This is a genomic window from Pseudomonas sp. MS01C9 (assembly GCF_058202755.1).
On sequence record NZ_CM177073.1, the window covers coordinates 2,003,493 to 2,022,544 of the forward strand.

General features: G+C 61.7%; 17 protein-coding genes. 9 read left to right on the plus strand and 8 right to left on the minus strand.

The window, feature by feature from the left end:
- Positions 1-21: 21 nt before the first annotated feature.
- The 4 genes from ahcY (at position 22) to rhlE2 (ending at position 5,510) form a co-directional block, all read left to right on the plus strand.
- On the plus strand, positions 22-1,431 hold the full coding sequence (gene ahcY / locus AC1M7R_RS09275; protein ID WP_072390093.1) for an adenosylhomocysteinase: 1,410 nt from the start codon (positions 22-24) through the stop codon (positions 1,429-1,431).
- Positions 1,432-1,616: 185 nt separating this feature from the next.
- A complete protein-coding gene (metF, locus tag AC1M7R_RS09280) occupies positions 1,617-2,462 on the plus strand; it encodes a methylenetetrahydrofolate reductase [NAD(P)H] (protein ID WP_072390096.1) in 846 nt (281 codons plus the stop codon).
- Positions 2,463-2,615: 153 nt separating this feature from the next.
- On the plus strand, positions 2,616-3,392 hold the full coding sequence (locus AC1M7R_RS09285) for a substrate-binding periplasmic protein (RefSeq protein ID WP_072390099.1): 777 nt from the start codon (positions 2,616-2,618) through the stop codon (positions 3,390-3,392).
- Positions 3,393-3,656: 264 nt separating this feature from the next.
- A complete protein-coding gene (gene rhlE2, locus AC1M7R_RS09290) occupies positions 3,657-5,510 on the plus strand; it encodes an RNA helicase RhlE2 (RefSeq protein ID WP_072390102.1) in 1,854 nt (617 codons plus the stop codon).
- Between the two features lie 65 nt (positions 5,511-5,575).
- Here rhlE2 and AC1M7R_RS09295 read toward each other — a convergent pair whose 3' ends face one another.
- Both AC1M7R_RS09295 and AC1M7R_RS09300 read right to left on the minus strand, forming a co-directional pair.
- Positions 5,576-6,172 carry a YceI family protein gene (locus AC1M7R_RS09295; protein ID WP_072390105.1) on the minus strand — a complete coding sequence of 199 codons (597 nt, stop codon included), beginning with the start codon at positions 6,170-6,172 and terminating at the stop codon, positions 5,576-5,578.
- A gap of 32 nt (positions 6,173-6,204) precedes the next feature.
- Positions 6,205-6,756, minus strand: coding sequence for a cytochrome b (locus AC1M7R_RS09300; protein WP_072390108.1), 552 nt, complete (start codon positions 6,754-6,756; stop codon positions 6,205-6,207).
- Positions 6,757-7,094: 338 nt separating this feature from the next.
- Here AC1M7R_RS09300 and llpB point away from each other — a divergent pair, with 338 nt between their 5' ends.
- A complete protein-coding gene (llpB, locus tag AC1M7R_RS09305) occupies positions 7,095-7,601 on the plus strand; it encodes a lectin-like bacteriocin LlpB (RefSeq protein WP_072390111.1) in 507 nt (168 codons plus the stop codon).
- Positions 7,602-8,357: 756 nt separating this feature from the next.
- On the opposite strand, the gene AC1M7R_RS09310 is transcribed toward llpB, so the two are convergent.
- Positions 8,358-10,136, minus strand: coding sequence for a flavin monoamine oxidase family protein (locus AC1M7R_RS09310; RefSeq protein ID WP_490610370.1), 1,779 nt, complete (start codon positions 10,134-10,136; stop codon positions 8,358-8,360).
- Positions 10,137-10,361: 225 nt separating this feature from the next.
- Here AC1M7R_RS09310 and AC1M7R_RS09315 point away from each other — a divergent pair, with 225 nt between their 5' ends.
- Both AC1M7R_RS09315 and AC1M7R_RS09320 read left to right on the plus strand, forming a co-directional pair.
- Positions 10,362-11,768, plus strand: coding sequence for an adenosylmethionine--8-amino-7-oxononanoate transaminase (locus AC1M7R_RS09315; RefSeq protein ID WP_072390117.1), 1,407 nt, complete (start codon positions 10,362-10,364; stop codon positions 11,766-11,768).
- Positions 11,769-11,870: 102 nt separating this feature from the next.
- Entirely contained in the window at positions 11,871-12,590 is a 720-nt protein-coding gene (locus tag AC1M7R_RS09320) for a 16S rRNA (uracil(1498)-N(3))-methyltransferase (RefSeq protein WP_072390120.1), read from the plus strand.
- Between the two features lie 156 nt (positions 12,591-12,746).
- On the opposite strand, the gene AC1M7R_RS09325 is transcribed toward AC1M7R_RS09320, so the two are convergent.
- Together AC1M7R_RS09325 and AC1M7R_RS09330 are read right to left on the minus strand one after the other, a co-directional pair.
- Positions 12,747-13,646, minus strand: a complete 900-nt coding sequence (locus tag AC1M7R_RS09325; RefSeq protein WP_072458583.1) for a transporter substrate-binding domain-containing protein — start codon at positions 13,644-13,646, stop codon at positions 12,747-12,749.
- 23 nt (positions 13,647-13,669) lie between these two features.
- Entirely contained in the window at positions 13,670-14,911 is a 1,242-nt protein-coding gene (locus AC1M7R_RS09330) for a D-amino acid dehydrogenase (protein WP_072390126.1), read from the minus strand.
- Positions 14,912-15,016: 105 nt separating this feature from the next.
- On the opposite strand from AC1M7R_RS09330, the gene AC1M7R_RS09335 reads away from it, so the two are divergent.
- Entirely contained in the window at positions 15,017-15,922 is a 906-nt protein-coding gene (locus AC1M7R_RS09335; RefSeq protein WP_490610371.1) for a LysR substrate-binding domain-containing protein, read from the plus strand.
- 56 nt (positions 15,923-15,978) lie between these two features.
- Here the strand turns inward: AC1M7R_RS09335 and trhA are convergent, their stop codons facing one another.
- Positions 15,979-16,596 (minus strand): PAQR family membrane homeostasis protein TrhA, encoded by a 618-nt coding sequence (trhA, locus tag AC1M7R_RS09340; protein WP_072390132.1) that lies wholly within the window; start codon positions 16,594-16,596, stop codon positions 15,979-15,981.
- Between the two features lie 207 nt (positions 16,597-16,803).
- Here trhA and AC1M7R_RS09345 point away from each other — a divergent pair, with 207 nt between their 5' ends.
- Complete coding sequence (locus AC1M7R_RS09345; protein WP_072430882.1) at positions 16,804-17,718, plus strand: LysR family transcriptional regulator; 915 nt, start codon at positions 16,804-16,806, stop codon at positions 17,716-17,718.
- A 120-nt stretch (positions 17,719-17,838) separates the two neighbouring features.
- Here the strand turns inward: AC1M7R_RS09345 and madM are convergent, their stop codons facing one another.
- Complete coding sequence (gene madM / locus AC1M7R_RS09350) at positions 17,839-18,603, minus strand: malonate transporter subunit MadM (RefSeq protein WP_072458594.1); 765 nt, start codon at positions 18,601-18,603, stop codon at positions 17,839-17,841.
- 5 nt (positions 18,604-18,608) lie between these two features.
- Positions 18,609-19,001, minus strand: coding sequence for a malonate transporter subunit MadL (gene madL, locus AC1M7R_RS09355; RefSeq protein WP_072430883.1), 393 nt, complete (start codon positions 18,999-19,001; stop codon positions 18,609-18,611).
- Between the last annotated feature and the right edge of the window lie 51 nt (positions 19,002-19,052).

Here is a 19,052-nt window from a genome sequence, read left to right on the forward strand (position 1 = left end):
CATTACGAATGGAGGCTCTTCATGAGCGCTGTCATCACGCCTGCAGCTTTTACCGATTACAAAGTCGCCGATATGTCCCTGGCCGCCTGGGGTCGTCGCGAAATCATCATCGCCGAATCCGAAATGCCAGCCCTGATGGGCCTGCGTCGCAAGTATGCCGGCGAACAGCCGCTCAAGGGCGCGAAGATCCTCGGCTGCATCCACATGACCATCCAGACCGCCGTGCTGATCGAAACCCTGGTAGCCCTGGGTGCCGAAGTGCGCTGGTCGTCCTGCAACATCTTCTCGACCCAGGACCAGGCCGCTGCCGCCATCGCCGCAGCCGGTATCCCGGTGTTCGCCTGGAAAGGCGAGACCGAGCAGGAATATGAATGGTGCCTGGAGCAGACCATCCTCAAGGATGGCCAGCCATGGGACACCAACATGGTTCTCGACGACGGCGGCGACCTGACCGAGCTGCTGCACAAGAAATACCCAGCCGTACTGGACAAGGTCCATGGCGTGACCGAGGAAACCACCACCGGCGTGCACCGCCTGCTGGACATGCTGGCCAAGGGCGAGCTGAAGATCCCGGCCATCAACGTCAACGACTCGGTGACCAAGAGCAAGAACGACAACAAGTACGGCTGCCGTCACAGCCTGAACGACGCCATCAAGCGCGGCACCGACCACTTGCTGTCGGGCAAGCAGGCCCTGGTGATCGGCTACGGTGACGTGGGCAAGGGTTCGGCCCAGTCCCTGCGCCAGGAAGGCATGATCGTCAAGGTGTCCGAAGTGGACCCGATCTGCGCCATGCAAGCCTGCATGGACGGTTTCGAAGTGGTCTCGCCATTCATCGACGGCAACAACGATGGCACCGAGGCCAGCATCGACAAGGCACTGCTGGGCAAGATCGACCTGATCGTGACCACCACCGGCAACGTCAACGTCTGCGACGCCAACATGCTCAAGGCTCTGAAGAAGCGCGCCGTGGTCTGCAACATCGGCCACTTCGACAATGAAATCGACACCGCCTTCATGCGCAAGAACTGGGCATGGGAAGAAGTGAAGCCACAGGTGCACAAGGTTCATCGCACCGGCGCCGGTAGCTTCGATCCGCAGAACGACGACTACCTGATCCTGCTGGCCGAAGGCCGCCTGGTCAACCTGGGCAACGCCACCGGCCACCCAAGCCGCATCATGGACGGCTCGTTCGCCAACCAGGTCCTGGCCCAGATCTTCCTGTTCGGCCAGAAGTACGCCGACCTGCCGCCGGCCCAGAAAGCCGAACGCCTGACCGTGGAAGTGCTGCCCAAGAAACTCGACGAAGAAGTGGCCCTGGAAATGGTCCGCGGTTTCGGCGGCGTGGTCACCAAGCTGACCAAGCAACAGGCTGACTACATCGGCGTCACCGTCGAAGGCCCGTTCAAGCCGCACGCTTACAGGTACTGACAGCAGCTGCAAGCTTCAAGTCCCAAACGGCAAGTAAGAGCGGTGTGTTTACTTGCGACTGGGGGCTTGGAGCTTACTTCTTCATCGCTATTACGCAGCCATGAGCTGCAAGTCTAAAGCACAAGAATACGGCGCCCCGCCCTCTTGCAGCTTGTCGCTTGCAGCTTGTCGCTGGGAGCCCGACCATGTCCCAAGAACGTCGCTACAGCTTCGAGTTCTTCCCGACGAAGACCGATGCTGGGCATGAAAAACTGATCGCCACTGCGCGCCAGCTGGCCAGCTACAACCCCGACTTCTTCTCCTGCACCTATGGCGCCGGCGGCTCGACCCGCGACCGCACCCTGAACACCGTGTTGCAGCTCGAAAGCGAAGTCAAAATCCCCGCCGCCCCCCACCTGTCCTGCGTTGGTGACAGCAAGGATGACCTGCGCAGCCTGTTGACCCAGTACAAGGCTGCCGGCATCGAGCGTATCGTCGCCCTGCGCGGCGACCTGCCCTCGGGCATGGGCATGGCCAGCGGCGAACTGCGCCATGCCAACGACCTGGTGAGCTTCATCCGCGAAGAAACCGGCGATCACTTCCACATCGAAGTGGCCGCCTATCCGGAGATGCATCCACAGGCACGCAATTTCGAAGACGATCTGCTCAACTTCGTGCGCAAGGCCAACGCCGGCGCCAACAGTGCGATCACCCAGTATTTCTTCAACGCCGACAGCTACTTCTACTTCGTCGAGCGCGTGCGCAGACTGGGCGTGGATATTCCTGTCGTACCGGGAATCATGCCTATCACCAACTACAGCAAGCTGGCGCGCTTCTCCGACGCATGCGGTGCGGAAATCCCACGCTGGATTCGCAAGCAGCTGGAAGCCTACGGCGACGACTCTTCGAGCATCCAAAGCTTCGGCGAGGAAGTCATCACGCAAATGTGCGAGCGTCTGCTGCAAGGCGGGGCGCCGGGGCTGCACTTCTACACCCTGAACCAGGCCGAGCCCAGCCTCGCCATCTGGAACAACCTCAAGCTGCCGCGTTGATACGACGAAGTGGCGCTGTGACAGGCCCTGGTGAACACCAGGGCCTTTTTCATCCGATGACTTCCAACGCCCACGACCTGTCCTGAACGAAAGCCCAACCCTCGTGCCAGAGCGCTCTAGCTATTTGATAGGCACTCGTCGTAACCTCAGGCCATGCCCGTCATTGCCCAGCTGCTGACCGTCCTCTTTCTCTCCTGCCTGAGCCTGGCTGTCCGGGCCGAGAAGTTGCGCATTGTCACCGAGCCCTGGGCGCCTTATGTCTATGAGGAAGGTGGCAAGCTCATGGGCCTGGACTACGAAACCACCGCCATCGTATTCAAGCGGCTGGGGATCGATGTCGAATGGCAGCTCCTTCCCTGGAAACGCTGCCTGGCGATGCTGGAGCAGGGGCTGGCCGATGGTGCGCTGGACATCTTTCGCAGCGACGAACGCGATGCCCTTCTGCTATACCCCAGTGAACCGTTGTCGGAAGTCGAATTCGTGATATTCCATGCCAACGCCCGGCCCCATCCGTTTCGCACGCTCGATGACCTGAACGGCCTCACTGTCGGCACCTCTCCCGGCTATCTCTACAGCCAGGCCTTCCGGGAGTCGACCCAGTTCAGGCGTGAAACGGCGCCCACCCACGAAGCCAATTTCGGCAAGTTGCAGCTGGGCCGGATCGACCTGCTCATTACTGACCGTCGAGTGGGCCGCCACCTGCTCAAGCAGATGCAACTGGGTGACCAGATCAGCGAAAACCCGACAGTGGTGAGCCGCCAGAGCCAATACCTGGCGGTGCGCCGCAAGGCCGGGATGGATTTACTGGTGCAACGCTTCAGTGCCGAGCTCAAGCGCTTCAAGCGCGAACCGGGCTACGCCGAACTGAGCGCCCGTTATGACACCGCCCTTGCGCCCCAGGCCGCACCGCCACAACCGGTGCGACGCTGAAATCAGCCGTTGAGCAGCAGGAAAGCAACGCACGGCGATTGCTCTGTTATACTCGCCCCTTCCCGCCAGGCTCACGCCCGGACGCCCGGTCTTGCGAAAGGCATCCCGACACCGCTACAGCGCAGCTTCCAGCCCGCGCGAGCCTTGTCCGGAGCTGTCTTCCAGACCCGGCAGGACCGGACGGGATGACGTCTTCTTGTTGAACGTCATTCGCGCCAGGCAAGACATCCCTTGGGCCAGGCCCTCACTAATACAGGATTGCTCATGTCCTTTGCTTCCCTCGGTCTCTCCGAGGCTTTAGTCCGCGCCATCGAGGCCGCCGGCTACACCCAGCCTACCCCGGTGCAACAGCGGGCCATCCCCGCCGTGTTGCAAGGTCGCGACCTGATGGTCGCAGCACAGACAGGTACTGGTAAGACTGGCGGTTTCGCCCTTCCGATCCTGGAGCGGCTATTTCCCAACGGTCACCCAGACAAATCCCAGCGTCACGGTCCGCGCCAACCGCGTGTACTGGTCCTGACCCCAACCCGCGAACTGGCCGCCCAGGTGCACGAGAGCTTCAAGATCTACGCTCGCGACCTGAAATTCGTCAGCGCCTGCATTTTCGGCGGCGTCGGCATGAACCCTCAGGTCCAGGCCATGGCCCGTGGCGTCGACGTACTGGTGGCCTGCCCCGGCCGCCTCCTGGACCTGGCTGGCCAGGGCAGCGTCGACCTGTCCCACGTCGAGATCCTGGTACTGGACGAAGCCGACCGCATGCTCGACATGGGCTTTGTCCATGACGTGAAGAAAGTCCTGGCCCGCCTGCCCGCCAAGCGCCAGAACCTGCTGTTTTCGGCGACGTTCTCCAAGGACATCACCGACCTGGCCGGCAAACTGCTGCACAACCCGGAGCGCATCGAAGTCACGCCGCCGAACACTACGGTCGAGCGTATCGAGCAACGGGTGTTCCGCCTGCCCGCCAGCCACAAGCGTGCGCTGCTGGCACACCTGATCACCACGGGGGCGTGGGAACAGGTCCTGGTGTTCACCCGCACCAAGCACGGCGCCAACCGCCTGGCCGAGTACTTGGACAAGCATGGCCTGCCCGCCGTGGCGATCCACGGCAACAAGAGCCAGAACGCCCGCACCAAGGCCCTGGCCGACTTCAAGGCCGGCGAAGTACGCATCCTCGTTGCCACCGACATCGCCGCCCGCGGCCTGGACATCGACCAGTTGCCCCACGTGGTCAACTTCGAGCTGCCGAACGTCGATGAAGACTATGTGCACCGTATCGGTCGTACCGGCCGGGCCGGTCGTTCGGGCGAAGCGATTTCGCTGGTCGCCCCGGACGAAGAGAAGCTGCTCAAGAGCATCGAGCGCATGACCAAGCAGAAGATCCCTGACGGTGATCTGATGGGCTTCGATGCCAGCACCATCGAGGCCGAGAAGCCTGAAGTGCGCGAGCGTCCTGACGTACGCAACCCACGCAATCCACGCGGCCCGCGGGGCGACGGCCCGAATGGCGGCGGTGGCGGTCGCAAGGATAAAGGCAAGGACAAGGGCAAGGAAAAACCGGCCAGCAATGGTCGTGGCGAACGTCCGGCCCGCGAGCAGAAGCCTCGCGAAGGCACCCCGGCCCGTGAGCCGCAGCGCCAGGTTCCTCGCGCCGCTGCCGATCGTGCCCCGGACGAGTTCCTGGACGACGAAATCGATAACTTCGGCAACCGCGTCGACTACGTGCCTCAGCAGAAACCGGCCCAGGGTCGCGGTCGCCGTCCGGGCGCACCGGCCCAAGGCGCTGGCGCAGGCGCCCCACGCGGCCAGTCCCAGGGCCGCCAGAACGGTCCGCGCAATGGCAGCGGCCCTTCCAGCGGCAACCCGTCGGGCAAGCGCAGCGGCCCACGTAGCGGCGGTTCCCGTGATGGTCAGGCCCGTCGCGAAGACTCCCGCCCGCGCCGCCCGGCCCGCGATGACCAGGCCCGCCAGGAACCTGCCGTGCAGAACCCTCGCAGCAACCAGCCGAAAATCATGCACAAGGAATCGAAGCTCGATCGCTTCCCGACGCCTGAACAGCTGGACCAGTTGCCAAGCCGCCCACGGGGCGAAAAACCTGCGTTGCTGACCCGCAATCGCTGAGTTTTCCCAGGCCGAAAAAAAGCCCCTGATCGCGAGATCAGGGGCTTTTTTATCGCATGCGAATCTTACTTCGCCTTGACACCTTCGAACGTCACGTACAGCTCGACCACATCGGAAGATGGACCCAGGTCCTTCTGCTTGCCGAAGTCGGAACGCTTGATGCTGGTGGTGCCTTCGAAGCCGGCACGGTAGCCGCCCCAAGGATCCTTGCCTTCACCCAGGAACGTGGCCTTGACCACGATCGGCTTGGTCACGCCCAGCAGGGTCAGGTCGCCGGCAACGTCAGCGGTTTGCTTGCCATCGGCGTTCTTGCCGGTGGGCTTGACGCTGGTGGAGACGAACTTGGCATCGCCGAACTTGCTCACATTGAGGAAATCGCCACTGGCGATATGCTTGTCACGCTCGGCGTGATTGGTGAACACGCTGGCGGTGCGGACGTTGAACTCGATCTTGCTGTCTTCAGGCTTGGCGGCGTCGAAGCTGAACTTGCCGTCGATATCCTTGAAGGTACCGGTGATGTAGCTATAGCCCAGGTGGCTGATCTTGAAGTCGACGAAGGCGTGCTGGCCTTCCTTGTCGACCACGTAGTCGGCAGCCATGGCCTGACCGGCGGTCAGCAGAGCGGAACCGATTGCCAGGGCGGCGAGCGTCTTTTTCAACATGCTTTCTATTCCTTTGGAGTCGAGGTTGAACATCAGGCTTGGCGTCCCAGCATGCGCTTGAGGGTCGCGTCACGGTCGATAAAGTGGTGCTTCAATGCTGCCAACGCATGGAGGCCGGAAAAAATTACCAGCGCCCATGCCAGGTACAGGTGGATCTGGCCGGCGACGTCTGCCTGATCGGGCAGTCCGGACACCAGCGCGGGAACTTCAAACAAACCAAACACCGGAATCCCGACACCGTCTGCGGTGGAAATCAGGTAACCGGCAAACATCACGGCAAACAACCCGAGATACAGGGCACTATGACCGAGCTTTGCACCAATACGGGTCATGCGCCCATAGGTGTCCAGGGTCGGTGGCGGTGGGCTGACAAAACGCCAGACCACCCGCAGCAGCATCACCGCCAGCAGCACCAGCCCAATGCTCTTGTGCAGGTCCGGTGCGTCTTTACGCCAGCTGCTGTAGTAGTCCAGTCCAACCATCCACAGCCCCAGGGCGAACAATCCGTACACCACCAGCGCTACACCCCAGTGCATGACGATGCTGACCCAGCCATAGCGAGAAGAAGAGTTGCGTAGCTGCATTGCTCATATCCTGTAAGAACTGTTACCAAGACTAGCGAGTTATCTATCGATTTAAAGCGGAAATTTTTGCTTTGAAATATCGAGAAATACGATCATGAGTCTGGGTGGGGTGGGTTAAGGAAAGATTAAAGGGAGAAACGGCAGGTTATGGTGAGGGGATCAAGCAACCGTTGGAGGTCTGCAAGGCCTCACTGCAAGCAGGCTCGCTCCTGCAGCAGAGCGCGTCGGGGGCCATCACCGCCCAGCTATTTTTACCACGCAATATATATGTATCGCCATTTCCACCTCTGCGCTTGATCAAATGAGCGCTCAACAACTCATTGAACAAGGTGAGCAAAATGGCTGTTCGTTATACCCCTTTCAAAGCTAGCGGTTCGCCGCAACTACCTCCTAATCAAACGATGTCGCCGGGACAATACCTAAAATCCAACAATGGGCGTTTCCGATTGATATTACAGGCCGATGGAAATCTGGTAATCAAGGATCGCGAAGCAATTATTTGGACCGCTGGTGATAAACAACCTTACAGCATTACGTTATATCCAAGGAGAATGCGTGAATCTTTACAATTCGTCGTCAGCAACAGCGGCTTTCTTTATGATCCGTCTAGACGGCGATTATGGATCGCCGAAAGCACCCACAGCACAGACAAATCTCTTTGGTACAACTCCTGTATGAACATGCAGGATGATGGCAACCTTGTCATTTTTGACAAGCGAACAGGGAATCTTTGCTGGGCTCGCTTTGGCTTCGTCCCGGGACGTTTCTCAAAGCCTAAACGGGTCAAGATTTGGTTCGAGGATGTGGAAGTCTATACTTGGTCTTTTTCGCTACCGCCCTTGTAGAATCCTACCCTAAACCTCAAGTGGCGGCGCATTCAGGTCTATAAGGATCCATATCGCATCTGTATTTCAATTGAGGGTCGTGTTTCTTAAGTATCATACGACCATCAGTACAGCCGCTACCGGAGAGAATTAGAAACAATAATAAAGTCGCCATCGGTTTCATGCCTTACTCCTTCACGAGACCAAAAATTTTAATTATTAGCTCACCGAGCATTCGTGCTCATAGGGGGGAAACGTTCATCTGTACGCCACTTTAGGGTCTTGTTTTGGAATAACCGGAATCATAAGTGGATCCGACATTCGCCATACACGCACCCGTACATTGAGCTAACGGCCCTCGCCATTAGTATTTTCATACGCACTCCTGTTTTTCGAGGAGCCTAGAATTATAGTCTTGGTGCACTCTATCGCCTGCTTCTGTTTAAAGAGTGGGAAGTTTCCGAAATATCACCAAGGCGTGTAGGAGGTAGTGCTTATTGAGCGGCGCCGGTACGCTAGACCTGGAAAAAAAAAAGCGCCCATGACCCCAATGCGGTTCACTTAAGGAAAATGATGGGCCTGCGGCGAGGGAGCTTGCTCCCGCTTGGCTGTGAAGCAATCGTAAACCGGCGGGTGCGGGGTATCTGATGCTCCGCATTTGCCAGGTTTTGGGGCCGCTTCGCGGCCCAGCGGGAGCAAGCTCCCTCGCCATGGGTTTATCGATCACCTTAAGTGAAGCACATGGGGTCCTTGAGTCGCGTTCTCTCTACCTGACCATTACTGAACCTTCGTCTCAGTAGTCGCTGCTGGCTTCGTTGCGGGTTTCTTCACCGGTTCAGTCTTTTTCACCGGAGCCTTGGCCGGGGCTTTTTTGGCGGGGGCTTTGGTGGCTGGTTTTTTTGCTGCCGGTTTGGTCGCTGATTTCTTGGGCTCAACTTTCGCCGGAGCAGGCGCTGGTGGCTCCGCCGGTGCAGGTGCTGGGACGGGTGCCGGCGCAGGCGTTGGAGCAGGCGCTACCGGCTCAGGCGCCTTGACCGGCTCTGGTTTCTTCTCGTCATCCGAGCCACCGAACAGGTTGGTGAAGAAGTTGCCTTTCTTCGCTGCCACCGCACCTGCCGCTGCTGCCGCCGTCGCAGCCGGTGCGACCTTGGCCGGTTCAAACGACTTGCCCGCCGCAAGGTCCTGCACCTGGCTGGCCGCCCGCTGGCCGCTGCGCAACGCGCCTTCCAGGGTGCCCGGATACAGGGCATCGGTGTGTTCGCCGGCAAAGGCTACGCGTTGCAATGGCTTTTCCCACAAGCGCCAGAACTTGCTGATCTGTCCCGGGCCATAGGCCAGGTACGAGCCGCCCGTAGAAGGGTCGGTGCTGTAGCGGCGGATCTCGTAGCCGGTGAACGCCCCGCGGGCCTGCGGGTAGAACGCATGCAGGCGGATCAGCACCTGGTCGACCATCTGTTTGTCACCAAAGGCCTGCATTACCCGGGCATTGTCGCCGGACAGGTTGATCACCACGTTGGCGCCGCCCTTGAGGGCCGGCTCGATCCACATCATGCCCAGGCCGGTGTTGCTGTAGATCTCGCCCGACATACGTGCCTTGCTGTCCCAGACCGGAGTCTTGAACTTGAGCATGATCTGGTCGCGCCAGCCGTAGTTGGTGCCCTTGATCGCAGCCAGGTGCTGGGCGTCCAGGGCCGGGGTCAGCTGGATCTTGTTCAGGGCCCGCAGCGGCACCGCCAGCACCACATAGTCAGCCTGGTAGCCGACGCTGCCGACCTTGACGGTCACGCCATCCTTGTCCTGGGAAATCGCCGATACGGGCGAGTTGGTCTTGATGGTTTTCAGCTGCTTGACGAAGGCCTGGGCCAGTACCGGGCTACCGCCCAACAGGCGCGATGCGCGCAGGTCACGGTCGGAGACACCGCGATAGACCCGGGTCTGCTGGGCGAAATACAGCAGGGACAGGCGCGACGGTTCGTCATAGCGAGTACGGATCTGCTGGTTCACCAACTGCCGCGCGGTGGCCGGCAACTGCAGTCGGTCGAGCCAGTTGGACACGGTGATCTGGTCCAGGGAATGCAACGTACTGGTGGCCGTCGGGTTTTGTGGATCTTCGATGGAGCGCGCCAGGTCGTCCAGGGTGCTCTCGTAGCGCTTGAGGGCTTCGGCGGTGGCCGGCTGCTTGGTCGCAAGGTCCGCAGCGGTGAAATAAGTGCCGTCGATCAGGTAGCTGGGAGTGCGCACGAATTCGGGTGCCGGCGTGGTGCCCAGCTTGAAGGTCGACACGTAGTTGTTCAGCACCGGTTGGGTCTTGTCGTTGCCGATCCACTCGCTGGTGGCCATGCCCGAACGACCGCCCAGGCTCGGCCGGGCCTCCAGCAGCGTTACGCCCCAGCCTTTGTTCTGCAGTTCATAAGCTGCGGTCAACCCCGCCAGGCCGCCGCCGATGACGATGGCCGTCGGTTGTTTATCCTTGGCCGACGCCGAAACGCTGCCCAGCCCCAGCCCCACCATCACCAGCATCATCAACGCACACGCGCGCAGCCAACCAGCAGACATTCTGCAAACTCCGGAATAAAAACCAGGGAAAACTTCTGTTTACGAGCCAGCCGGCTCAGAGAACGGCGAAGAATACGTCAGCCATCAAAGCGCCGCCAGCGGCGTCTATCGCCTCGCACAAAGTAGCGGCAACGACACAATGGGTTGTCCGCAGGGCCGCCATTGCATAGGCTTGCCCGATTGTTTTGCCCGCGCCCGCCGCGAGCCGCCTCGAGGAGACTGTACATGGGCCTGAATAACCAGTGGATGCAACGCGATCTCGCGGTGCTGTGGCATCCCTGCACCCAGATGAAAGACCACGAACGACTGCCGCTGATCCCCATCAAGCGTGGTGAGGGCGTGTGGCTGGAAGACTTCGAAGGCAAGCGATACCTCGACGCCGTCAGCTCCTGGTGGGTCAATGTATTCGGCCATGCCAATCCACGGATCAATCAGCGGATCAAGGATCAGGTCGATCAGCTGGAGCATGTGATTCTCGCCGGTTTCAGCCATCAGCCGGTGATCGAGCTGTCCGAACGCCTGGTGGGCATGACACCTGAAGGCCTGACGCGGTGCTTCTACGCCGATAACGGCTCGTCCTGCATCGAAGTGGCGATGAAGATGAGCTTTCACTACTGGGTCAATCGTGGCCAGCCCGGCAAGAAGCGCTTCGTGACCCTGAGCAACAGCTACCACGGCGAAACCATCGCGGCGATGTCGGTGGGCGATGTGCCGCTGTTCACCGAAACCTACAAGGCATTGCTGCTGGACACCCTCAAGGTGCCGAGCCCCGACTGCTATCACAGGCCCGAGGGCATGAGCTGGGAAGCACATTCACGGGCAATGTTCGCCGCCATGGAACAGACCCTCGCCGAGCACCACGACAGCGTGGCCGCGGTGATTGTCGAGCCGCTGATCCAGGGCGCCGGCGGCATGCGCATGTATCACCCGGTGTACCTGAAGCTGCTGCGCGAAGCGTGCGATCGTTATGGCGTCCACTTGATCCACGACGAGATCGCCGTCGGCTTCGGCCGTACCGGGACGATGTTCGCCTGTGAACAGGCCGGTATCACCCCGGACTTCCTCTGCCTGTCCAAGGCCCTGACCGGCGGCTACCTGCCATTGGCGGCGTGTCTTACCACCGACGACGTCTACGGCGCCTTCTACGACGACTACCCGACCCTGCGCGCCTTCCTGCATTCCCACAGCTACACGGGCAACCCCCTGGCCTGCGCGGCTGCCCTGGCGACGCTGGACATCTTCGAAGAAGACAACGTCATCGAAAACAACAAGGTGCTGGCCCAGCGCATGGCGAGTGCCACCGCGCACCTGGCCGACCACCCGAACGTGGCCGAAGTACGCCAGACCGGCATGGTGCTGGCCATCGAGATGGTCAAGGACAAGGCCAGCAAGACCGCCTACCCATGGCAGGAGCGGCGCGGCCTGACAGTGTTCCAGCATGCCCTGGAGCGCGGTGCGTTGCTGCGTCCGCTGGGCAGCGTGGTGTATTTCCTGCCGCCGTATGTCATCACCCCGGAGCAGATCGATTTCCTGGCGCAGGTCGCCAGCGAAGGCATCGACATCGCCACCCGGGACACGGTCAGCGTGGCGGTGCCCAAGGACTTCCACCCTGGGTTCCGTGACCCGGGCTGAGCCCTCGATTCCATTGGCGAGAACACCGTGGTGGCGAGGGGATGAATCCCCTCGCCACAGGTGCCGCCCCCATGGCACCGTTAACTTTTGCAGAGATTCGAAATGAGACTGTCCCGCTTCTTCATCGACTCCCCCTTGAGCCTCGGTGACCACGAACTGCCCGAAGCCCAGGCCCACTACATCGGCAGGGTGCTGCGCATGGCCGAAGGCGATGCGCTGCAGGTGTTCGACGGCTCCGGTCAGGAATTTCGCGGCACCCTGGTGGAAGTCGGCAAGAAACGCGTGCGGGTGCAATTGGACGAACAATTCGCCGGCCAGGTGGAGTCACCGTTGCATATTCACCTTGGCCAGGGCTTGTCCCGGGGCGAGCGCATGGATTGGGCCATTCAGAAAGCCACGGAACTGGGGGTCAGCGAGATCACGCCGATTTTCAGCGAGCGCTGCGAAGTGCGCCTCAAGGACGAACGCGCCGACAAGCGCCTGCTGCACTGGCGCCAGGTGGCGATCAGCGCTTGCGAGCAGTGCGGGCGCTCCACCGTGCCGGTGATCCATCCACCGCTGCTGCTGGCCGATTGGCTGAAGCAGACCGCGGCCGAACTGAAGCTGGTCCTGCACCCGGTGGCCGAGCCGCTGGTCAGCCACGCCAGACCGCAGGCACTGGCATTCCTGATCGGCCCCGAGGGCGGCCTGTCGGATGCCGAAGTCGAACAAGCCAAGACCGCCGGCTACCACGCCGCCCGCCTCGGCCCCCGCGTGCTGCGCACCGAAACCGCGCCGGTGGTGGCCCTTGCGGTGGCACAGCAGTTGTGGGGGGACTTCTGACAGACCTCTGTCGATCGCCCACGCTCTACGTGGGAATGCATCCCGCAAGGCTCTGGGCCACGTTCCAGAAGCGGAACGCGGGGCCTCCCTGGCGGCGTTCCCGGGCGCCAGCGTGGGAACGATCAGTCACAGTGGAGCCGTGGGGATCCGGACGACCTACTGCACCGGATCACTGGTCGGCCTGGCAATAATCGCCTTCAACTCATTGGTCATCGGGAATTCCAGGTTCAGGCCCTTGGGCGGAATCGGTTGCTGGAACCAGCGGTCGTAGATGGCGTTGATCTCGCCTGACTTGTACAAGTCCCCCAGGGTCGCGTTGACCAGGGCCAGGAATTGCGGATCGTCCTTGCGCACCATGCAGCTGTAGATTTCCCGCGATTGCTCTTCTCCCACCACCACCCACTTGTGCGGATCGCGGGCCTTGGCCCGTTCACCGTACAGCAGCGCATCGTCCATGTAGAACGCCGCCGCCCGGCCCGTCTCCAGCATCTGGAACGCTTCGCCATGGTCCTTGGCGCTGATGACGAACATCTCGGCCTTGTTATCCTGGTTGTAGTTTTTCAGGAAACGTTCGTTGGTGGTGCCGGCGGTGGTGACCACGTTCTTGCCGCGCAGGTCGGCGAAACGCTGGATGCCACTGTCCCTGGCCGTCAGCAACTGGCCCTTGACGTAGATGAAGCCGTAGGAGAAGGCCACCTGCTTCTGCCGCTCGGCGGTGACCCCGGTGGAGCCGCATTCCAGATCCACAGTGCCGTTCTGCACCAGCGGGATACGGGTCTGGGACGTGACCAGGTTGTACTTCACGTCCAGTCGCGACAACCCCAGCTGTGTCTTGATGCGCTCGACGATCCTGTTCGCCAGTTCCACCGAATACCCCATGGGTTTACCGCTGCTGTCGCCTATGTAGGAAAACGGCACCGATGCATCGCGATAGCCCAGGGTGATGCCTTGGCTGCTGGCGATCTTTTCCAGGGTGCCCGAAGGCGCTTGCGTGGCCTGGGCCTGGACGCCCAACAGCAGGCTCAGGGTGCAGCCGATCAACGTGATTCTTCGCATTGTTATTCTCCGTTGCGGGTGGGTCAGGCGGCGCGGGGCGTGAGGCCCTGCAAATCGATGGACGGTGTGCGCTGGCGAATCAGTTCGCTGAGCAGGCGAGCACTGCCGCACGCCAGGGTGAAACCCAGCGCGCCATGGCCGAGGTTGAGCCACAGGTTGCGGTAGCGGGTGGCCCCGATCAGCGGCACGCCACTGGGCGTGGCCGGGCGCATGCCGGCCCACTCGATGGCGTGCTCGTAGTCGCCGGCCCGGGGGAAGGTTTCCCGGGCCTGGCGCCTGATCAGGGCCAGGCGCCGGGGATCCGGCGCCGGGTCGAAGCCGACGATGTCCACCATGGCCGCCACCCGCAATCGCTCACCGATGCGAGCGTAGACCACCTTGCGGTCGTAATCGGTGATGCTCAATTCTGGCGCCCGATGCTGCGCGCCGATCGGCACGGTCAGGCTATAGCCCTTGAGCGGATAAAGGGGCATCGGCACTCCCGGCAACCCCAGCGCCCCACTGCGGTGGCCGGCGGCGATCACCAGGTTGTCCACCGGCAGCCATTGCCCACCCCGCTCGAGGGCCTGCACCCGGTCGCCGGCATGGCGAATGCCGGTCACCGGTCGGCCCAGCAGGAACTCGCAGCGCCCCGATGAGCGCAAACGCTCCGCCAGTCTCAGGCAGAAGGCATGGCAGTCAGCGACTTCCTCATCCGGTGTGTAGATGCCGCCCACGTAGGGCACGCCGCTCAGTGCCGGCTCCAGGCGCGCGCATTCGGCAGCGTCCAGCACCTGCTGACAGGCCGTCTGCGTTATCCGTTGGCGAGCGCGCTGGAAATGTCCGCCATTGCGAAATGTCACCAGCTTGCCGTTGCGTCGCCAGTGGAAACCGTCGAGGTGATCCTCCTCGCGCCAGCCCTGCAACGTGGCCTGGCTCAACAGCGCCAGGCGCAACAGGTGGCCACCGTTGCGACGGTTGATCGACGTCCGGCAGGCGGCCAGGAACGAGGCCATCCAGCGCCACTGCGCCGGGTCCAGGCGCGGTCGCAGCCTGAGCGGCGAATCACCGCGCAGCATCCAGCCCAGCGCCTGCCAGGGCACGCCGGCATCCGCCAGGGGCGCGACGTAGCGGTAGGACAACTGGCCGCCATTGGCGAAACTGGTTTCACGACCCAGCGTCTCCCGCGCCTCCACCAGCGTCACGTCGATGCCGTCGCGCACCAGTGCGTAGGCTGTCGCCAACCCGATCACTCCGCCCCCGATGATACAAACCCGCTGAACCATATCTGTCTCGCCCCGGTTTCCAATGGCCCGAGAGTAGGAGCAGGTGACAGGGTCGGGACAATGAATAAAGATGGACCACCTATAGACAAAGGTTATGGGCTCGCCATGCGCCTTCGCCACATCGAGATTTTCCAGGCCATCCGCCAGGCCGGCACCATCAGCGGCGCCGCGCAATTGCTGCACGTATCCCAGCCGGCGGTGACCAAGGTCTTGCAGCACGCCGAGCAGCAACTGGGGTTTGCCCTGTTCCTGCGAGTGCGCGGCAAACTGCAGCCCACGCCCGAAGCGCTGGAACTGGAACGTGAAGTCGACAAGGTCAGCGAGAGCCTGCAGGGCGTCCGTCGGCTGGCCCAGAGCCTGCGTCGCGCGCCCGGCCAGCGCTTGCGCATCGGCGCGACGCCGGCCCTGGCCCTGTCGTTGTTGCCCACCGCGATCCACCAGTGGACCGGCCGCTACCCGGACATCGCCTGTGAATTGTCCAGCGCCCACAGCCGCGAACTGGTGCAGAACCTGCTGATGCGCGAAATCGATGTCGCCCTGACCCTGCAACCGCCCGATCATCCCGGATTCAAGGCCCAGGTCCTGGCCAGCGGCGTGCTGGTGGCCCTGGCACCGAAAGGACATTGGGCCGAGGCGGCGCTGGGCAGGCCAATGCCGCTGCAGGAGCTGGCAGGCGCGCCGCTGATCGGCCTGTCCAGCGCCGACCCGTTGTCAGCCCGGTTGGACAACTACCTCGAAGCCGTCCAGCCGCCACCACGTGTCAGCATCGCCGTGCAGACCTATTCCCTGGCCCGGGCCATGGTGGAGGCCGGCACCGGCTTGGCGGTGATCGATCCGTTCACGGCCCTGGGCGCTTCGGCCAGTCGCACGGCCATCCGGCCGCTGTCGCCAGCGCTGCCCATTTCGCTGTATGCCGTGACCCGGGCCAACGAGGCGCCGGCACATGCCCTGGGCGCGCTGCTGGAGATTTTCGCCACTCGGGCGCAGGAGCAGCTGGATCGTTTGTCCTAGGCCCTGTGCGAAAAGCCTTGCCCCTCGGGCTCGTCTCAAGACACTTCGTACAGGACCTAGAGCACGTAGAACAGGATCGCCACGAAATGCAGCAGGCTTCCGGCAATCACGAACAGGTGCCAGATGCCATGGGCATGCCGCAGCCGGCTGTCGAGGGCGAAAAAGATAATGCCCACGGTGTACAACACTCCACCCGAGGCCAGCCAGGCGAATCCGGCACCGCCCAGGGCCGCCAACAACGGCTTGACCGCCACCAGCACGATCCAACCCATCACGGCATAGATCACGATGGACAGGATCCGTGCCTCGGAGCGCGGCTTGATCTCCTGCAGGATCCCGATCAGCGCCAGCCCCCAGACAATCCCGAACAAGGTCCAGCCCCATGGCCCGCGCAGGGTCACCAGGCAAAAGGGTGTGTAACTGCCAGCGATCAGCAGGTAGATCGAAAAATGATCGACCTTCTGCATGATCGCTTTCTTGCGCCCGCGCACGCTGTGGTAGACGGTCGAGGCGCTGTACAGCACCAGCAAGGTAAAGCCATAGATCGCCACGCTGACGATCTTCCAGGGATCGCCGGCCATTCCGGCGATCACCAGCAACCACACCGCACCGATGAACGCTGCCACCGCCCCCACCAGGTGCGTCCAGGCGTTGAGTCGTTCCCCGTGATACATCCAATCCCCCCTCACATTCCAAAACAGACGCCAAGGCTCAGGCCTGGCGCTGCAAAGTGCAATGGTTTGCTGCTTCCCCCTGGGCCCGAGCTGTCTGGACCGGTTGGAACCCCTGTGGCGAGGGGATAAATCCCCGCGCCACACAGACTCCCTCTAAAAAGAAGCCAATTGGGGCACAATCAGGCGATACGAATAAGAGTCCGCCCCATGCTGATCGACGAAGAATTGACCCTGAAGAAACTCGAGGTGTTCCTGGCCTTCATGCGCACCGGCAACCTGGCCCGGGCGGCGGCCGAGCTGCAGACCAGCAATGTCAGTGTGCACCGGGCCATTCATTCCCTGGAAAGCGCCCTGCGTTGTCCGCTGTTCAAGCATGAGGGGCGCAACCTCACGCCGCTGGAGAGTGCCTATGTACTGGAGGAGCGGGCACAGAAACTGATCCAGGATGTGGTCGACAGCGTGCGCCTGACCCGCGAGGCCGCCGGGTTCTCCGCCGAGCGCTTCAAGCTTGGTTCGCTGTATTCGTTGACGGTCAAGACCGTCCCGCAGTTGATCATGGGCCTGAAGATCCGTCGCAGTGAACTCAATATCGACCTGATCCTGGGCTCGAACATCGACCTGTTGTACAAGCTCAAGAACATGGAGGTGGACGCGATCCTGATCTCCTTGGACGACAGCGTGAACGACCCCGACTGCGAACATATCGAGCTGTTTTGCGACGACATCTTTCTTGCTACGCCAGCGGATTCTCCCTTTGCCCAACGCAGCGAAGTCGATCTGGCCGAGGTGCGCGACGAGACGTTCATCACCTTGACCCAGGGTTTCGCCACTCATCAGGACGGGGTGCGGGTGTTCAGGCAGGCGGGCTTCGAGCCGAAGGTGGCGATGCAGGTCAACGATATCTTCACCCTGTTGAGCATGGTCAGTTCGGGCGTGGGCTACGCCTTGCTGCCGGGGCGGATCGCAGCGGTATACGAAAACCGGGTGAAGCTGATCCCTTTGCAGGAAAAGTACCGGTTGCAGCAACATATCGGCCTGGTGTTCCTCAAGGCCAAGGAGCGCGATCCGAACCTGTTGGCGCTATTGGCCGAGTGCCGGATGTATGCCAATCGCCAGGCCTGAAATCGCGCCGTCCCCCATCGCGAGCAAGCTCGTTCCCACAAGGAATATGTGAACGCCGATCCAATGTGGGAACGAGCTTGCTCGCAACAAGGGCTGCCCGCTCAGCGAAAATCCAAAGCCCTACCCCATCAATCCCCGCATGACCAGAAACAGCAACGAAGGCCCCAGCAGGCATCCAAGGGCCGTATAGAACGCCGCCGTCAGGCAGCCATAGGGCACCAGCTTCGGATCCGTGGCGGCCAGGCCGCCGGCCACGCCACTGGAAGTGCCCATCAGGCCGCCGAAGATCACCGCGCTGCGGGGATTGTTCAGACCGATCAGGGGCGCCACGAAAGGCGTCGCCACCATGACCAGGATCGCCTTGATCAGGCCTGCGGCGATGGACAAGGCCATCACTTCGGAACTGGCACCAATGGCGGCGCCGGTAACGGGGCCGACGATGTAGGTCACCGCGCCGGCACCGATGGTGGTCAGGCTTACCGCATCGGTGTACCCGAAAGCCATCGCCACGCCGACGCCGGCGATGAATGAGGTGGCCACCCCGACGAACAGCGCAAGGACGCCGACGAAACCGGCGCGCTTGAGTTCCTCGACACTCACGCCGAACGCCGTGGCGACAATGGCGAAGTCCCGCAGCATCGCTCCACCCAGCAACCCGATCCCCGATAACAGCGGGATGTCCACCACGCCCTTCTGTCCACCGGTCATTGCACCGCCTATGTACGACAGCACCAGGCCGAGCAGGATCGCAATGGCCGAGCCGTGCAGGCGGCCCCTGGTGAACGTGTCGCTGATCCAGTACGACACCCACATCGTGATGCCGACAATCGCAAAACCGCTGATCAGACCGTACCCGGTAATCACCTTCATCATGGATTCGTACATGGCGATCACCCGAGCGTCTTGACGGAAACGTTGGCTTCAGGCCCCTTGTTGCCAATGCGCACCAGCACCGGCACCATCGCGAAGCCGATCACCACGGCCAGGGTGCCCGCCAGTACCGCCATCGGCCCCCCCTTGAGCGCTCCGTAGACATTCTGCTGGGCCGCCATGGCCACCACGATGGGAATGTAGACCGCACTCCAGAACTCGACGCCGGCTTCGGTCTTGCCTTTGAAAAAGCCGTGTTTGCTCAGGTAACTGCCCAGGCCGATCAACAGCAGCATCGCAATGCCGACGCCACCGACGTTGGCCGGCACACCAATCAATTTACCCAGTAGCTCACCAATGAAGATGCCCGCCAGGGTACAAAAAGCCAGAAATGCCACACCGTAGATAATCATTGTTGTAATCCTCAAAGTGCATCGTCGAAGTTGTTGTTTTTGTGCTTCGCC

Coding starts and splice junctions, on each gene's coding strand:
- AC1M7R_RS09315 (WP_072390117.1), top strand. CDS start 10,362: ATGGGCCTGAATAACCAGTGGATGCAACGCGATCTCGCGGTGCTGTGG.
- AC1M7R_RS09295 (WP_072390105.1), bottom strand. CDS start 6,172: ATGTTGAAAAAGACGCTCGCCGCCCTGGCAATCGGTTCCGCTCTGCTG.
- ahcY (WP_072390093.1), top strand. CDS start 22: ATGAGCGCTGTCATCACGCCTGCAGCTTTTACCGATTACAAAGTCGCC.
- madM (WP_072458594.1), bottom strand. CDS start 18,603: ATGTACGAATCCATGATGAAGGTGATTACCGGGTACGGTCTGATCAGC.
- AC1M7R_RS09285 (WP_072390099.1), top strand. CDS start 2,616: ATGCCCGTCATTGCCCAGCTGCTGACCGTCCTCTTTCTCTCCTGCCTG.
- AC1M7R_RS09335 (WP_490610371.1), top strand. CDS start 15,017: ATGCGCCTTCGCCACATCGAGATTTTCCAGGCCATCCGCCAGGCCGGC.
- llpB (WP_072390111.1), top strand. CDS start 7,095: ATGGCTGTTCGTTATACCCCTTTCAAAGCTAGCGGTTCGCCGCAACTA.
- AC1M7R_RS09330 (WP_072390126.1), bottom strand. CDS start 14,911: ATGGTTCAGCGGGTTTGTATCATCGGGGGCGGAGTGATCGGGTTGGCG.
- madL (WP_072430883.1), bottom strand. CDS start 19,001: ATGATTATCTACGGTGTGGCATTTCTGGCTTTTTGTACCCTGGCGGGC.
- trhA (WP_072390132.1), bottom strand. CDS start 16,596: ATGTATCACGGGGAACGACTCAACGCCTGGACGCACCTGGTGGGGGCG.
- AC1M7R_RS09325 (WP_072458583.1), bottom strand. CDS start 13,646: ATGCGAAGAATCACGTTGATCGGCTGCACCCTGAGCCTGCTGTTGGGC.
- metF (WP_072390096.1), top strand. CDS start 1,617: ATGTCCCAAGAACGTCGCTACAGCTTCGAGTTCTTCCCGACGAAGACC.
- AC1M7R_RS09320 (WP_072390120.1), top strand. CDS start 11,871: ATGAGACTGTCCCGCTTCTTCATCGACTCCCCCTTGAGCCTCGGTGAC.
- AC1M7R_RS09310 (WP_490610370.1), bottom strand. CDS start 10,136: ATGTCTGCTGGTTGGCTGCGCGCGTGTGCGTTGATGATGCTGGTGATG.
- AC1M7R_RS09300 (WP_072390108.1), bottom strand. CDS start 6,756: ATGCAGCTACGCAACTCTTCTTCTCGCTATGGCTGGGTCAGCATCGTC.
- AC1M7R_RS09345 (WP_072430882.1), top strand. CDS start 16,804: ATGCTGATCGACGAAGAATTGACCCTGAAGAAACTCGAGGTGTTCCTG.
- rhlE2 (WP_072390102.1), top strand. CDS start 3,657: ATGTCCTTTGCTTCCCTCGGTCTCTCCGAGGCTTTAGTCCGCGCCATC.